Origin of the sequence: Nonomuraea sp. NPDC048881, from assembly GCF_040649795.1 — a bacterium.
Classification (GTDB): Bacteria; Actinomycetota; Actinomycetes; order Streptosporangiales; family Streptosporangiaceae; genus Nonomuraea.
On the sequence record NZ_JBEZGC010000010.1, the window covers coordinates 1 to 14816 of the forward strand.

General features: G+C 69.4%; 13 protein-coding genes and 2 tRNA genes. 6 read left to right on the top strand and 9 right to left on the bottom strand.

What is annotated here, in order from left to right; genetic code table 11:
• Nucleotides 1-21: 21 nt before the first annotated feature.
• Nucleotides 22-98: transfer RNA gene (locus AB0C33_RS31905), tRNA-Met, on the bottom strand.
• Between the two features lie 93 nt (nucleotides 99-191).
• Between AB0C33_RS31905 and AB0C33_RS31910 the strand changes: the two genes are divergently transcribed.
• Nucleotides 192-593: a hypothetical protein gene (locus AB0C33_RS31910; RefSeq protein WP_358294310.1), complete on the top strand. Its 402-nt coding sequence runs from the start codon at nucleotides 192-194 to the stop codon at nucleotides 591-593.
• Nucleotides 594-634: 41 nt separating this feature from the next.
• Here the strand turns inward: AB0C33_RS31910 and AB0C33_RS31915 are convergent.
• The 5 genes from AB0C33_RS31915 to AB0C33_RS31935 form a co-directional block, all read right to left on the bottom strand.
• Nucleotides 635-711: transfer RNA gene (locus AB0C33_RS31915), tRNA-Met, on the bottom strand.
• Nucleotides 712-768: 57 nt separating this feature from the next.
• On the bottom strand, nucleotides 769-3723 hold the full coding sequence (locus AB0C33_RS31920) for a UPF0182 family protein (RefSeq protein WP_358294312.1): 2955 nt from the start codon (nucleotides 3721-3723) through the stop codon (nucleotides 769-771).
• A 129-nt stretch (nucleotides 3724-3852) separates the two neighbouring features.
• Nucleotides 3853-4899: a PDZ domain-containing protein gene (locus AB0C33_RS31925; RefSeq protein ID WP_358294314.1), complete on the bottom strand. Its 1047-nt coding sequence runs from the start codon at nucleotides 4897-4899 to the stop codon at nucleotides 3853-3855.
• Nucleotides 4900-4909: 10 nt separating this feature from the next.
• The gene (locus tag AB0C33_RS31930; RefSeq protein WP_358294316.1) at nucleotides 4910-5335 is read right to left on the bottom strand and encodes a molybdenum cofactor biosynthesis protein MoaE; all 426 of its coding nucleotides are present in this window, start codon (nucleotides 5333-5335) and stop codon (nucleotides 4910-4912) included.
• A 23-nt stretch (nucleotides 5336-5358) separates the two neighbouring features.
• Nucleotides 5359-6432, bottom strand: a complete 1074-nt coding sequence (locus tag AB0C33_RS31935) for an NAD-dependent epimerase/dehydratase family protein (RefSeq protein ID WP_358294603.1) — start codon at nucleotides 6430-6432, stop codon at nucleotides 5359-5361.
• A 130-nt stretch (nucleotides 6433-6562) separates the two neighbouring features.
• Here AB0C33_RS31935 and AB0C33_RS31940 point away from each other — a divergent pair, with 130 nt between their 5' ends.
• Genes AB0C33_RS31940 through AB0C33_RS31950 form a run of 3 tightly spaced genes read left to right on the top strand, consistent with a single transcriptional unit; the run spans nucleotide 6563 to nucleotide 9366 of the window.
• Nucleotides 6563-7792, top strand: a complete 1230-nt coding sequence (locus AB0C33_RS31940; RefSeq protein ID WP_358294318.1) for a zinc-dependent metalloprotease — start codon at nucleotides 6563-6565, stop codon at nucleotides 7790-7792.
• Nucleotides 7789-8349: an NUDIX domain-containing protein gene (locus AB0C33_RS31945; RefSeq protein WP_358294320.1), complete on the top strand. Its 561-nt coding sequence runs from the start codon at nucleotides 7789-7791 to the stop codon at nucleotides 8347-8349. The genes AB0C33_RS31940 and AB0C33_RS31945 overlap by 4 nt, the downstream gene beginning before the upstream one ends.
• A 30-nt stretch (nucleotides 8350-8379) precedes the next feature.
• Nucleotides 8380-9366 carry an endonuclease/exonuclease/phosphatase family protein gene (locus tag AB0C33_RS31950; protein WP_358294322.1) on the top strand — a complete coding sequence of 329 codons (987 nt, stop codon included), beginning with the start codon at nucleotides 8380-8382 and terminating at the stop codon, nucleotides 9364-9366.
• A gap of 6 nt (nucleotides 9367-9372) precedes the next feature.
• Here the strand turns inward: AB0C33_RS31950 and AB0C33_RS31955 are convergent, their stop codons facing one another.
• The 3 genes from AB0C33_RS31955 to AB0C33_RS31965 form a co-directional block, all read right to left on the bottom strand.
• Nucleotides 9373-9954 (bottom strand): DUF2064 domain-containing protein, encoded by a 582-nt coding sequence (locus tag AB0C33_RS31955; protein WP_358294324.1) that lies wholly within the window; start codon nucleotides 9952-9954, stop codon nucleotides 9373-9375.
• Complete coding sequence (locus AB0C33_RS31960; protein ID WP_352319320.1) at nucleotides 9951-10466, bottom strand: M48 family metallopeptidase; 516 nt, start codon at nucleotides 10464-10466, stop codon at nucleotides 9951-9953. The genes AB0C33_RS31955 and AB0C33_RS31960 overlap by 4 nt, the downstream gene beginning before the upstream one ends.
• A gap of 67 nt (nucleotides 10467-10533) precedes the next feature.
• The gene (locus tag AB0C33_RS31965) at nucleotides 10534-11316 is read right to left on the bottom strand and encodes an enoyl-CoA hydratase-related protein (RefSeq protein WP_358294325.1); all 783 of its coding nucleotides are present in this window, start codon (nucleotides 11314-11316) and stop codon (nucleotides 10534-10536) included.
• 329 nt (nucleotides 11317-11645) lie between these two features.
• Here AB0C33_RS31965 and AB0C33_RS31970 point away from each other — a divergent pair, with 329 nt between their 5' ends.
• Nucleotides 11646-13022 carry a thiamine biosynthesis protein ThiF gene (locus AB0C33_RS31970; protein ID WP_358294326.1) on the top strand — a complete coding sequence of 459 codons (1377 nt, stop codon included), beginning with the start codon at nucleotides 11646-11648 and terminating at the stop codon, nucleotides 13020-13022.
• Between the two features lie 63 nt (nucleotides 13023-13085).
• Nucleotides 13086-14420: an AarF/UbiB family protein gene (locus tag AB0C33_RS31975; protein ID WP_358294605.1), complete on the top strand. Its 1335-nt coding sequence runs from the start codon at nucleotides 13086-13088 to the stop codon at nucleotides 14418-14420.
• Nucleotides 14421-14816: the final 396 nt, after the last annotated feature.

The window sequence follows — 14816 nt, forward strand, 5'->3', positions numbered from 1 at the left end:
TGGCGACCGGGGACTTCGGATTGGTAGCGGGGACAGGATTTGAACCTGCGACCTCTGGGTTATGAGCCCAGCGAGCTACCGAACTGCTCCACCCCGCGTCGGTGTGTTGTTATCAACTATACCGCCCTTCTGGACTCCTCCGACCCGGCCGGGCTTGTCCGGGCGCGTCGGCGGCTGTGACCATGGGCCTCATGCTGCTCGAACCCCTGCCACCACGGCGCCGGCTTCACTGGCGGCGGATCCTCCTCCTGGCGTCGCCCGTCGCGCTGGCCCTGCTCGTCATGGTGCCCATATGGGCCGATGACCTGCGCTTGGCGGACATGAAGGATCGGCTCCTGGCTCATCCGCTGCCGCCCGAGACCTCGTTCAACGCCGCCGGCGCCCAGGGCTCGGTGGGCGTGCAGGAGGGCAACGGCGACCACTGCGACTTCCTGGTCAGGTTCTCGCTGCGCACCAGGCTGTCCGAGGCCGAGCTCACGAGCTACTACGACCGGATCAACGGCAGGGTGTACTTCCAGGACGGCGATCCCGCGTCCGCGGTGGTCGAGGTCCTGAAGACCGACGGTGCCGGATGGGACCTGCGATGCCGCTGAAAAGCAACGAGGCCCTGGCCATCGGCCAGGACCTCGAATCTTGGTAGCGGGGGCAGGATTTGAACCTGCGACCTCTGGGTTATGAGCCCAGCGAGCTACCGAACTGCTCCACCCCGCGTCGCTGTCTTGCTTTTCAAGACTATCGGCGAAGGGGTGCGGGCGCAAACCGAATGGGCTAGGTGGTGCCTCCCGCCTGTGTGCCCGAGGGTGTCGGCGTCGGTGTGGACGTGGCCGGCGGCGAGGCGGAGGGCGTCGCCGACGGGGAGGCGGAGGGCGAGGCCGAGGGCGACGGAGTGGCCGCCGGCTTGGCGTTGGCGCTCTCGATCTGCTTCAGCGCCTCCTCCAGCCGCTTCTGCGCCTTGCCGTACTCGTCCCAGTTCGGGGGGCTGGCCTGGAGGGCCTTCTGGGCGTCCTCGTAGGCCTTCTGGGCGTTGGAGATGGCGGTGTTCATCGCCGACGTGTTCGCCTGGTTGGGCGTGGTCTGCTGGGGCTGGGTGTTCGGCTGTTGCTGCTCGCCGCCGAAGACCTGCTCCAGCGCCTGGTCGAGGGTGTCACCCGAGCCGACCTTGTTGCCGAACGCCACCAGCACCCGCCGCAGGATCGGGTACGGCTCCTGACCGGTGCCGGCCTTGGTCTGCACGTAGACCGGTTCGATGTAGATCAGGCCGTTCGCGTAGGGCAGGGTCAGCAGGTTGCCGTACCTGACGTTGGCCTGGCCGAGGCCGAGGGGGCCCAGCTCGCCCGAGAACTTGTTCTGGAAGTTGTTCTGGGCCTGACCGGGGCCGGGGACCGTGGTGTTGGACGGCATGCGCAGGATGCGCAGCTTGCCGTAGTCCTTGCCCACCGTGGAGCCCGCGGCCATGAAGGCCGCCAGGTTGGGGCCCTCCCTCGGGACGAAGGTCGTGGTCAGCGAGAACGACGGCTCGGACTCGTCGGGCATCGTCGCCGTCAGGTAGTACGGCGGCTGCTTGACCGACTGGTTGCCCTGCGAGGGGTCGCTGGGGATGTTCCAGAAGTCCTGGGCGCTGTAGAAGGCGGCCGCGTTGGTGACGTGGTAGCGCGACAGCATGTAGCGCTGCACCTTGAACAGGTCTTCCGGGTAGCGGATGTGCGCCTGGAGGTCGGGGCTCATCTGCGAGGCGGGCTTGATCGTGCCGGGGAAGGCGTTGGACCACGTCTTGAGCACCGGGTCGTTGCCGTCCCAGGCGTAGAGCGTGACCGTGCCGTCGTAGGCGTCGACCGTGGCCTTGACCGAGTTGCGGATGTAGTTGATCTCGTCCTGCGGCTGCTGGGCGACCACGCGGCGGTCGGTGGCCAGGTCGCGGGTCATGTCGCCGAGGCTCTCGCTCTGCGAGTACGGGTACGCGTTGGACGTGGTGTACCCGTCGATGATCCAGGTGATCCGGCCGTCGACGATCGCCGGGTAGGCGTTGCCGTCGAGGGTCAGGAACGGCGCGACCTTCTCCACCCGCTCCCGCGGGTTGCGCACGTAGAGGATCTTGGAGTTGTCGTTGATGTCGCCCGACAGCAGGATGTTCATCTCGCCGTACTTGGCGGCGTAGACCAGCCGGTTGAGGGCCGAGCCGATCGGCACGCCGCCCTTGCCGGTGTAGGTGGTGTTCTGCTGGCCGGTCTGGCCGCCGGAGACCGGGTAGTCGAGCTCCTGCGGCTTGCTGGGGTTGCCGCCGGCGATGACGTACTCGGTGGAGCCGGGGTTCTCGCCGAAGTAGACGCGCGACTCCTTGAGCCCGGTCGAGGCCGCGAGGTCGCCGGTGACCGGCATGTCCTTGCTGTCGTAGGCGGGCAGGCCGCCCGCGTCGACCTCGTTGCCGGGCGCGGCGACGAAGCCGTAGCCGTGGGTGTAGACCAGCGCGCGGTTGATCCAGTTGTTCTGGGGCGCGGGCGGGCCGAGCAGCTCGCGGACGCCGACCACGTGGTCGACCAGCTTGCCGTCCTTGCCGGGGTAGCGGTCGACGTCGAGCTGGTCGGGGAAGCCGTAGAAGCCGCGGATGCGCTGGGTCTGCTCGAACGTGGACGACACCAGCGCCGGGTCGAGCAGGCGCACGCCGGTCACCGACTCGTCGCCGCCGGCGCTGACCTTGGTCGGGTCGGCCTGGGCGTTGTAGTCGATCACTTCGGCGTTCTGCACGTCGTAGGCTGATCTGGTGGCTTGGATGTTCCGGTCGATGTAGAGGGCTTCCTTGCCCTGCTGGTTGGGCTTGACCTGGAACTGCTCGACCAGCGCCGGGTAGACGCCGCCGATCAGGATGGCCGAGAGCACGAGCAGCCCGAACGAGACGCCGGGCAGCATGCCGCCGGGGCGCACGACGCCGGCGAAGAACAGCGCGGCGCAGATCAGCGCGATGATCGCGAGGATGTTCTTGGCCGGGAGCACCGCGTTGACGTCGGTGTAGGACGCGCCGTGCACGTAGCCGCGGTCGGAGAAGACCAGACCGAACCGGTCGATGTAGTAGGCGACGGCCTTGAGCAGGACGAACACGCCGAGCAGCACGGAAAGATGGATCCGCGCGGCCCTGGAGGCGTGCACGCCCGGCGACTGCAGCCGGAAGCCGCCGTAGAGGTAATGGGTGATCGTGGCCAGGATGATCGAGATGATCACGGCGGTGAACAGGAAGTTCAGCACCATCCTGATGAACGGGTAGTCGAACATGAAGAACGAGATGTCCATGCCGAACAGCTCGTCCTTCTTGTCGAAGGAGGCTCCGTTCACGAACTGCAGCCACGTCTTCCACTGTCCCGCGAACGAGGAGCCGGAGAAGAGCGCGAGCAGGCCCATGCCGACGATGAAGATCAGCTTGCGGTGGGGGTCGAGCGCCATGCGATAGCGGTCGGCTCCGCTGCCGCCGCCGAACACGGCGGGGCCGAACATCGGCCGGGTGCGGAAGGCCAGCAGCATGTTGCCGCCCGTGATGCCGACCATGAGCACCGCTCCGACGAGGAACAGCACGATCTCGGTCAGCAGCACCCCGGAGAAGACCGACGTGTAGTTGGTCGTGTCAAACCACAGGTAGTCGGTATAAATCCCAGAAAAGAGAAAAAACAGGGCCACGATCGCGACCAGCGCGATGGCCACAGGCAGAAGCAGCCGCGGCCGGCGTGGCAAGCGCATCGCCCTGCCGGCCCCTGGGGTCCGGAAGCTCAAGGCCAACCCCTCGTCGTGATGAAGAAACGGTCCGTGTCTGGCAACTTACACCGCAGCGCCAGCCGTACGGCTAACGCACGGCGCTCGCCGGAAGTTTCATCCGGCCTCACAAGCGGGCACATTGCCCTTTCCGGTGCGCAGCGCGTCGAGCGCGAGCACCGCGTCGTGCAACGTGTCGGCCTTGACCAGCCGCAAGCCGTCGGGCACGGCCTTCATGGCCTCCGCGCAGTTGTCCGCGGGGGTGAGGAAGACGGTCGCGCCGGAGTCGCGGGCCCCCACCATCTTCTGGGCGATGCCGCCGATGGGCCCGACCTGGCCCTCGGTGTCGATGGTGCCGGTGCCGGCGATGCGCTTGCCGCCGGTGATCTCGCCGGGGGTCAGCTTGTCGAGTATGCCGAGCGAGAACATCAGCCCGGCGCTCGGGCCGCCGACGTCGCCGACGTTGATGTCGACGTCGAAGGGGAACTTGAACTTCTCCTGCATGAGCACGCCGACGAGGGGCTTGCCGTCCTTGCTGGCGATCGGCTGCAGCGACACGTCGAGCTTCTGACCGCCCCTGGTCACGTTGAAGGTCACGGTCTCGCCCGGCTTGTGCGCCTTGACGGTGTCGCCGACGAACTGCGAGTCGGTGGCCGGTTTGCCGTCGACCGCGTTGATCTGGTCGCCTTTCTGCAGCTTGCCGTCGGCGGGCTTGCCCTTCTCGGTGGACAGCACCGTGACGACCCGGTCGTAGTGGATCTTGAGCTCGTTGAGCGCGGCGGCCTTGGCGGAGTCCTGGGAGTTGGTCATCTCGACCGCGTTCTCCTCATCGACCTTCTTCGCGTCGCGGCCGGGCGGGAAGATCGTCTCCTGCGGGACCACCGCGACGGTCGGGTCGAGCCAGCCGCGCAACGCCGTCAGCAGGTCGATCTGGGCGGCCGGGCCGCCCTGGTAGGCCACCGTGACCAGGCTCAGCGCGCCGCTGGTGGGATAGGTCTGCCGGCCGCTGATCGAGATCACCGGCTTCTTGTCGATCTCGCCGATGGTGTTCTCGGTGGGGCCGGGGCTCAGCACGACGTACGGGACCGGCCGGAACGCGCCCAGGACGCCCAGCGCGAGCACGAAGAACCCCGCGAGCAGCAGGGTGAGGACGCGTCGTGACATGGTGATGAGCTTATTCGCAGGCGCCGACCCACTCGGTCTCGCCATCGGCGAACACCTGGTGTTTCCAGATGGGGACTTCGGCCTTGAGGTCGTCGATGAGCCTGCGCGAGGCCTTGAACGCCTCGTCGCGGTGTGGCGCGGCCACGGCGACGATCACCGCCGTGTCGCCGAGCCCCAGGTCGCCGACCCGGTGGACGGCGGCCATCGCGGTGACGGGGAAGTCGGCCGCGACCTTCTCGGCGACCCGGCGCAGCTCGTCGGGCGCCGAGGGATGGGCGGAGTAGGAGAGCCGGGTCACGGGTTTGCCGTGGTCCTGTTCGCGCACGGTGCCGATGAAGATCGCGGTGCCGCCCGCCGCGTGGTCTCCCACCGCGGCCAGCACCTCGTCAACGGACAACGGGGTGTCACGAATGCCGAGCAACCGGATGACGTCCACGGAAAGAGCCTAACCTCACGTTCCTACTGGCGACGCTTTTTGCGGACCTGCCGGACGATCGCCGCGGTGCCGATGACGGCCACCGTCGCGCCGGCCGCGGTGAGCGTGGCCTCCTTGACCGGCAGCCGCCTGCCGACCACGGTGGTCCTGTTCTCGCGGAGTTCGAGGAGCTGCCGGAAGGCGGCCTCGTTGGTCCACGTGGGCTTCCAGCCCGCCTCGCGCAGCGCCGAGCAGTCGACCACCCACGGATAGACGACATAGTGCAGGTCGGTGGCGGGGGCCGGGGTGATGCCGAGCCGGTGCAGGCGTTGCGCGGTGCCGAACGTGAGCCCGGCCGGCAGCTCGAACCGCCGGATTCCGGACAGCTCCTCGACCTGCTCCTGCTCCAGCCAGCCGTCGGAGCCCACGGCCACCACGCCCGTGACGGCCCCCTTGGCGGCCAGCTCCAGCGCCGAGATGAGGTCGTCGATGTGGCAGAACTGCCAGTTGGGGTTGCAGCCCTTGACCGTGAGCAGCCTCGGCGACTCGAAGTGCCGGGTGATGACCGTGTCGACGCCCGGACCGACGACCGCCGCCGGGCGCAGCACCGTGACGTCCAGGCCCGGGTGGCTGCGCAGCGACCTGCGGACCAGCGACTCGATCTCCAGGTAGTCGCCCACGACGCCGGTGTCGGGCTCGGCGGCCACCGGGGAGTCCTCGGGCAGGGGGACCTCGTTGTCGGGCGCGGCGCCGTACACCATGGCGCTGGTGACCAGGATCACCCGCCGCACGCGGGCGGCGGCGCAGGCGGTGAGCACCGTCTGCGCGGCTCTGAGGTTGTACGCGCGCCGCTCCCCCGGGTCGGAGTCGACGGCGTAGTCACCGGCCAGATGGACCAGGACGTCGATGTCGGAGATCCGGTTCGCCAAGAGCGGATCCCGTACGTCGATCACTCTCCACGTGGCTTCCTGAACGTCGCCACGCTCCTCGTCGATGGCCACCACTCTGCGGAAATCCGCGGCGGATGCGAGTCTCACCAGCAACTCGCGGCCGATGCCGGAGGCCGCGCCGGTGACGGCGACGACGGGTTGACGCGGGCGTTTCGAGGTAGGCACCAGGTCCTCACTTTGCACTGATCCGCCGTAGGACGACTAACGTGGCGGATGTGGACTCCTCCATCCTGCACGAGGTAGAGCGGTGACTGACCTGCCAGGTCGCGAAAACGACCCTAACGAGAACCCGTTCGCCATGTTCGGCAACCCTGAGCAAATGGCTCAGGCGATGCGCCAGTTCGCCGACATGTTGTCGGCGCCCCAGGGTTCAGGCCCTGTCAACTGGGACATGGCCAAGAACATCGCACGACACGCCGTGGTCGCCCAGGGCGATCCGAGCGTCATGGAAGGCGAGCGCCGCCAGATCGTCGAGGCGCTGAGCCTGGCCGACCTGTGGCTGAACGAGGCGACGACGCTGCCGAGCGGCGTGTCCAACCCGCAGGCCTGGAGCCGGTCCGAGTGGATCGAGAACACGGTCCCGGTCTGGCGCAAGCTTTGCGAGCCCGTTGCCGAACGCATGGTCGAGACCATGGGCGGCGCGCTCGGCGGCTCCGGGCTGCCGCCCGAGGCCCAGCAGATGGCCGGGCCGCTGATGGGCATGCTCAAGCAGATGGGCGGCATGATGGTCGGTCAGCAGATCGGCCAGGCGCTCGGCTCGCTGGCGCGCGAGGTCATCGGCACGACCGACATCGGCCTGCCGCTGTCCGGCACCGCGGCGCTGCTGCCCGGCGGCATCGCGTCCTTCAGCGAGGGCCTTGAGATCCCCGCCGACGAGATCCGGCTCTATCTGGCGCTGCGCGAGGCCGCGCACCACCGGCTGTTCCAGCACGTCCCGTGGCTGCGCTCGCACCTGCTCGGGGCCGTCGAGGAATACGCCAGGGGCATCACCGTGGACACCTCCGCGCTGGAGGAGCAGATCCGCGGGCTCGACATCAACAATCCCGAGGCGATCCAGGAGGCGCTGAGCGGCGGCGCGCTGCTCAAGCCCGAGGAGACCGAGCGGCAGAAGGCCGCCCTGGCTCGCCTGGAGACGATGCTCGCCCTGGTCGAGGGGTGGGTGGCCACGGTGGTCGACCGGGCCGCCGACGGCAAGCTGCCCTCGGCGGTCGCGCTGGCCGAGACCGTACGCAGGCGCCGGGCGACCGGTGGCCCCGCGGAGCTGACGTTCGGCACGCTGGTCGGGCTGGAGCTGCGGCCCCGGCGGCTGCGCGAGGCCGCGGCGCTGTGGCGCGCGCTGGAGACCGAGCGCGGCGTCGACGGGCGCGACGCCCTGTGGGGTCACCCCGACCTCATGCCGACGGCCGAGGACCTCGACGACCCCGACGCGTTCGTCCGCGGCGAGGCCGCCTGGGACATCTCCCAGCTGGAGGCCAAGCCCGGCGACGAGAACGGCGACCAGGACGGCGACCAGGACGGCGGCCGGTGACCCTGCACGACGACGCGGTGGCGGTGCTGTCCTCCTGGACCGCGCCGACCCCCGAGGAGGAGGCGCTGCGCGCCGAGTTCCTCGGCCATCTGCGGACGTACGACGACGCCATGTGGCGCGCGTGCGCACCCGGCCACCTGACGGCCACCACCGCCGTGCTCAGCCACGACGGCGCCCGGGTGCTGCTCACGCTGCATCCGAAGGCCGGGCAGTGGTTGCCCATGGGCGGCCACTGCGAGGACTTCGACGCCACGCTGGAGGCGGTGGCGCTGCGCGAGGCCACCGAGGAGTCGGGAATCTCCGGACTTGAGCTGCTGCCCGGCCCGCTGGCCGTGGACAAGCACGAGGTCTGGTGCCATCCGCCGCGCAGCTGGCACCTCGACGTCGAGTACGCGGCCGTGGCCCCTCCCGGCGCCGAGGCCGTCATGAGCGACGAGTCGCTCGACCTGCGCTGGTTCCCCGTCGACGAGATCCCCGAGCTGTCCGACGAGGCCACGCGCCGGCTGGCCGCACGCGGACGCGCCGCGCTCAGCTCGCGCTCGCGTTCGCTGGGCTAGAGTCCTTCGCATCGTTCCAAGGGGGGCCGCGTGGAGACTTCTGCCGTTGGCGGCACGATCGTGACGCCTGCCCGCAAGCCGCGGAAGTTGCCCGGCAACGTCCTGACCTGGCTGGCCGTGACACCCTTCGCGGCCTGGGCCGTGGCCAGGGTGGCCGGGCTGGAACGAGGCTCGCTGCCCACGCAGCTGATGACGGCGACGCCGTACGCGGCGGCCGGGTCCCTGGTCCCCCTCCTGATCGCCGCGGTCGGGCGCAGGCGGGCCGCGACGGCCGTCGCGCTGCTCACCACGACCGCGCTCGGGTTCAGCGTCCTGCCGCGCGCGCTGGGCACGGCCGAGGCCACGACCGGCAGGCCGTTCAAGGTCATGACCATCAACATGTTGTTCGGCAAGGCCGACCCGCAGGTGATCGTGAACCTGGTGCGCGAGTTCCGGCCCGACGTGCTGAGTACGCAGGAGCTGACCCCCGGAGCCGTGGCCGACATGGACGCGGCCGGCCTGAAGGAGTTCATGCCCCACCGCGTACTTGAGGACGAATGGGACGCCGGCGGAAGCGGCCTCTACTCCAGGCACCCGCTTCAGCCGCTCGACGACGTGGTGCCCCCGGTGGGGCACAAGATGCCCGCCGCCATGGTGGCGCTGCCGGGCGGGAAGCCGATCGAGTTCGTCGACGTCCACCCCTATCCGCCGCTCGGTCCCAACGTGGTCAACTGGAACGAGGCGCTCGCCGGCCTTCCTTCCGCCGGCGGCGAAACCGTGCGGATCCTCGCCGGCGACTTCAACGCCTCGCTCGACCACGCCTCGCTGCGCAGGCTGCTGGCCCGGGGGTACAAGGACGCGGCCGACCAGGTCGGCGCGGGGCTGATCCCCACGTGGCCGGCCAACAAGCGGGTGCCGCCGATCATCACCATCGACCACGTGCTGGTGGACGAACGGGTGGGCGTCAGGGAGGTCAGCGTGCGCGACGTTCCGGGCACCGACCACCGGGCCGTCCTGGCCGAGCTCACGGTTCCCTGACGCGGGTCAGCGGCTGATCAGGGCGCGGGTGTTGTCCCAGCCTTCGAGACCCGGGTCGAGGCGTCCGACGTCGTCGAACGTGCGCAGGCGGTGCCATCCGGAGATGGTGGCGACCCTGCGCGGGCCCGGGGCCTGCTCCCGGAGGACGGCGACGACGTCGGGGTCGTCGAGGTCGGGGTCGGCCCAGGTCGGCAGCGGCAGCGAGCAGGCCAGCGCCACCGCGCCGCCGTCCGCCGCGGGGCAGATCGTGATCTCGGCCCGGCCCAGTTCCCTGAACAGCTTGCCGACCAGCAGCGAGGGCAGGTCGGGCGCGTCGGCGTTGATCACCGCGGCCTGGTCGCCGGACAGGCGGCCGAGGACGGCTCGCAGGGGCTCGTCCTCGTCGATGGTGATGATCTCCGTGCCGGGCCAGACGATGTCGTCGAGGCCGGGGACGGCCGTGATCAGGACCGGGGTGACGAACTCCAGGCCGGCGACCATCTCGTAGGTGTCCTCGGCCACGGCCGCCAGGAACTGCCGTGGATCGACGCCGGGGGGCGCCGCTTCGGCCATGCGGCCGCGTACCAGGACGGCGACGATGCGCGTCAACACTCCTCCGGTGCCGTGTGGGCCGCCGCGGAGAATCCTTCGAGGAACCCGCGCGCCCGCTCCGCCTTCGGATACTGTTCTACCAGCGCCCAGAACCCCGGGCCATGGCTCGGCACGATCAGGTGCGCGAGCTCGTGGATGATGACGTAGTTGATGACCCACTCGGGCAGGCCCTTGAGCCGGGTCGAGATCCTTATGGTGCCGTTCTCCGGGGTGCAGGAGCCCCAGCGATGCTGCTGGTTGTCGACCCATCGAACGCTCACGGGGTCGGGCCGGCCGTCGAGGTATTTCACCGACAGCTCCCTCGCCCGTTCGAGCAGGGCCTCGTCGGTCGGCCTTCGTCGTTCTTCCTTGGCGGCCAGCCGGTCGAGCATCCGGCTCACCCATTCATCCGCGTCTTCGCCGCTCAGCCAGGCGGGCAGGAGCACGATCGTCTTGTCGCCGTCGCGGTAGGCGGAGACCGTACGCCGGCGACGAGAACTGCGACGGACCTCGACTGTCTCGGGGGGCACATAAGCACGTTAGCCGAGACTGGCGAAATTCCACAGAGGGTGGACGTTGTTTTCGCTGGTCAGATGATTAAGAGCCGGTGAATTTGGGCATGCGCCTTTCCCGATGCGCCGCCAGGCCCTCCAGCAGGTCGGATGATGCCATGGTGACGGGCTGGGCCAAGGATTCCCACCTCAGAGCGGCTTCCAGGTCTTGATGGTCTTGGTTCAGCGCGACCTTTGTGAGGCGGGTGGCGACTGGAGCCATCTCTGCGATCTTCTTGGCGATGACCGAAACCTCGGAGAGAAGGTCATTCTTCGGGAAAGATTGATTTACCAAGCCTTTATCTGCCGCTTCCGTACCCGTAAGGAGACGGCCGGTCAGGAGCATCTCCCGGGCCAGTGCCGTACCGGCTCTTCTGGGCAGCAGGTAGGTGGCGGCCATGCCCGGGTGCAGCCCGAGCCGGGTGAAAGGGGCCAGGAGTTTGGCGTCGTCGGCGGCGTAGACGAGGTCGCAGGCCAGGGCCACGCACAGGCCCGCGCCGACGGCGGGGCCGTTGACCGCGGCGACGGTGGGCACCTCCAGGTCGGCGATCATCAGCCAGGTGCGGTAGAAGGCGAGCATGCGGTCGCGCAGCGGCGGCACCGCCTCGGCGCCCCGCTCGCCGATCCATGACAGGTCGCCGCCCGAGGAGAACGCGCTGCCCGCTCCGGTGACGACGACGCAGCGCAGGTCGCGGTCGGCGGCCAGGGTGGTCATGGTTTCGCGCCATTCGGCCGTCATGGTGTCGGTCATGGCGTTGCGCAGTTCCGGGCGGTTGAGGGTGAGGACGACTACTCCGTCGTCTGTGCGGTCGACCAAGATCTCGCTCATGCGGCGAAGCGTAACGCTCCGCGGGGCGCGGATGCGGATGTGGTTCCTCGCCAGCCGCGGCGGTCCCCGGCCTGCCTCAGGTGCGGATGTGGTTTCTGGCCAGCCGCAGTGGTCCCCGGTACGTCTCAGGTGCGGATGTGTTCGTGGCCAGCCGCGGCGGTCCCGGCTTGCCTCAGGTGCGGATGTGATCGCCGGCCCTTCGCGGGTGTACTCCGCGGTAGGACGTTATCCACAGGGTGGGCATCGCGGTCGGAGGTTGTCCACAGGCGGCGCGGAAGCGGCTCGGGATCTTGGTCGGACGTGCGAACCTTCCGGCCATGAGGCCACGTGTGAAGCCGGCCCTCCGGCGAATCCTCCGCGACGAGCACACCCTGCAGTACGGCGTGCATCCCCTCCGGGCCATCACGCTGACCGGCCTGACGAGATCGGTGCGTCAGTGGATCGAGGGGCTCGACGGCACCCGCGACCTGCGCCGGGTGATGCGCGACGCGGCGGCGGCCGGCCTCGACGAGCAATGCGCCCAGGCTCTGCTCGACTACCTCGCCACACGGGGCGCCCTGCACGACGCCGGCCCGTTCCCGGCGCCGCTGCGGGAGCTCTCCCTCGCCGAGAGGGATCGGCTGAAACCCGACCTCGACGCGCTCGACCTGGCCTCCAACAGCCCGGAGGGCGGCATCGAGCTGCTTCGGCGTCGGCGAGAGGCGAAGGTCAGGGTCTACGGGGCCGGGCGCGTGGGGGCGCAGATCGTCGCCCTGCTCGCGGCCGGCGGGGTCGGCGACATCCGGGTGATCGATCCCGGGCCGGTCCGGCCTGGAGACATCACGCCGGGCGGGCTGACGTGGGCCGAGGTGGGGCTGTCCCGGGAGGAGGGCGCGGCGGCGGTCGCCCGGCGGGTGCTTGCTCCCCCGCCGAAGAACGCGCCGGCCGTTCCGCCTCCGCGCGATCGCATCTCAACCCCTCACCCCACAGGCCGGAACGTCATACCCGCCGGTGACGCCACAGGCCGGCCCGCACGCGGGGCGCCATCGCCGTCCGGCGGCACGACCGCACAATCCAGGCGGGCGGGCATCGCGCCGAGCGGCGGCACGACCGCACGCCCCAGGCGGGCGGGTGTCACGCCGTCCGGCGCCGCCGCTGCGCGGGTCTCTCGTGCTGTGCCATCCACTCCTGGGGAGGTGAGTCTGGACGCCGTTCCGTCATCCAACGTCCTGGCCGGAGCTCCGCATCTGGGGGACGGCACGGCGCGTCCCGACCTCGCCATCCTCGCGCCCGTGGGGCCTCTGGACGGGGTGCTGGTCAACGAGCTGGCCGACTTCGGCATCCCGCATCTGCTGGTGTCGGCCTTCGAGGGGCACGGATCCGTCGGGCCGCTGGTGTTTCCCGGTGAGACGACGTGCCTGCACTGTCTCGACCTGACGCGCCGCGACCACGATCCCGCCTGGCCGATCGTCACTGCCAGGCTGGGCGGCTATCCACCCGGCGAGATCGCCTGCGACACGACGCTCGCCACGCTCGTCGCGGCGGCGGCGACCGGCCAGGCGCTTGCTCATCTCGAAGGCCGGGCGTCCTCTGTGACGAACGGCACAATGGACGTAATGCCTGATTGGTGCTGGAAAAGACGGTCGTGGAGCGGTCATCCGCAATGTCGTTGTATGCGAAACAATCCTTATTCGCTAACAATGGACATGTCACCTACCAGCGACTGACGTGCTCAGGGGACGACCACGAAGGGGGGAAGCGGCATCTCGGGCGAGGTTCCGCGCATGAGTGTGAGCGATCTTCCGCGCCGGGCAGTCACCCGCTCAGCCAAGTTGGCCACCCTTCCGCTCGGGTTCGCCGGGCGGGCCGCCCTCGGCCTCGGTAAGCGCATCGGCGGCAAATCAGCAGAAATCGTGGCCCAGGAGGTTCAGCAGCGCACCGCCGAGCAGATCTTCAAGGTGCTCGGCGAGCTCAAGGGCGGGGCGATGAAGCTCGGCCAGGCACTGTCGATCTTCGAGGCGGCGCTTCCGCCGGAGATCGTCGGCCCCTACCGGGCGACCTTGACGAAGCTCCAGGACGCCGCCCCTCCATTGCCGGTCGCCACCGTCCACAAAGTGCTCGCCGAGCAGCTGGGGGACGATTGGCGCAAACACTTCCTCTCGTTCGACGACCGGCCCACGGCCGCCGCCTCGATCGGCCAGGTGCACAAGGCCGTCTGGAACGACGGGCGCGAGGTGGCCGTCAAGATCCAGTACCCGGGGGCGGGCAAGGCGCTGCTCGGCGACTTCACCCAGCTGGCCCGGCTGGGAAAGATGTTCGGGGCGCTACTGCCCGGCCTCGACATGAAGGCGCTGCTGGCCGAGCTGCGCGAGCGGATCGCCGAGGAGCTCGACTACCTTCGCGAGGCCGAGGCACAGCATGCCTTCGCGCTGGAGTTCAACGGCGATCCCGACTTCCACGTCCCTGATGTGGTGGCGGCCAACGAGATGGTGCTGGTCAGCGAGTGGATGGACGGCACTCCCCTGTCGCGGGTGATCAACGAGGGCAGCAAGAAGGAGCGTGATCACGCGGGGCTGCTGTTCGTCCGGTTCCTGTTCAGCTCGCCTGCCCGGGTCGGCATGCTGCACGCCGATCCCCATCCGGGCAACTTCCGCGTGCTGGCCAACGGCAAGCTCGGCGTCCTCGACTTCGGCGCGGTCAACCGTCTGCCCGACGGCTATCCGAAGGTCTTCGGGCAGCTCACGCGCATCTTCAACCAGGGCGACATGGACACCGTGATGACGGGCCTCCGTGACGAGGGTTTCATCCGTCAGGACATCGACATCGACCCCGACGCCCTGCGCGCTTTCCTGGCGCCGTACGTGGAGCCGACGGCCGTGGAGGAGTTCACCTTCAGCCGGGAGTGGCTGCAGGCCCAGGCGGCCAGTGTCACCGACCTCCGCCCGACGAACGTGGTTCGCCAGCTCAACCTGCCGCCGTCGTACGTGCTCATCCATCGGGTCCATGCGGCCGGTGTCGGGGTCCTCTGCCAGCTCGGCACCACGGCGCGCTTCCGTGACGAGGTGATCCGCTGGGTTCCGGGCTTCGCCGACGACCCGAACGGCGAGGCACTGGCGATCGGGTGATCAGGCGCCGCCTGCGCTTCGTGGGCGAAGGCGGTGCCTTGCTTGTGGACATGCAGGACCGGCACAGGAGACCCACGGCGGCGCAGGAGACGCGCGACCTGCACAGGAGACGCACGGCCGGCGCAGGAGGGGACCTTCTTAGTCACGGCCGGCTTAGGAGATGCGGGCTGGCTCAGCGGGAGCGAGTGTGACCGCAGTATTCGCTGCCGACGTGTGCAAGCTGCGCCGCGGGATGGCGGGGAGAGGGCGAAGGCATCGGCCTCATCCTCACCGTCCCATGCGGTCGGCAGAACGCCTCGCCGGGAAGGCGGTTATCGGTCTGCCTCGGCCGTCGCCTCACTCTCGTCCACCCGGCACCTCACCTGCGCCCACCCAGTTCCTCGCTCCCGTCCTAGG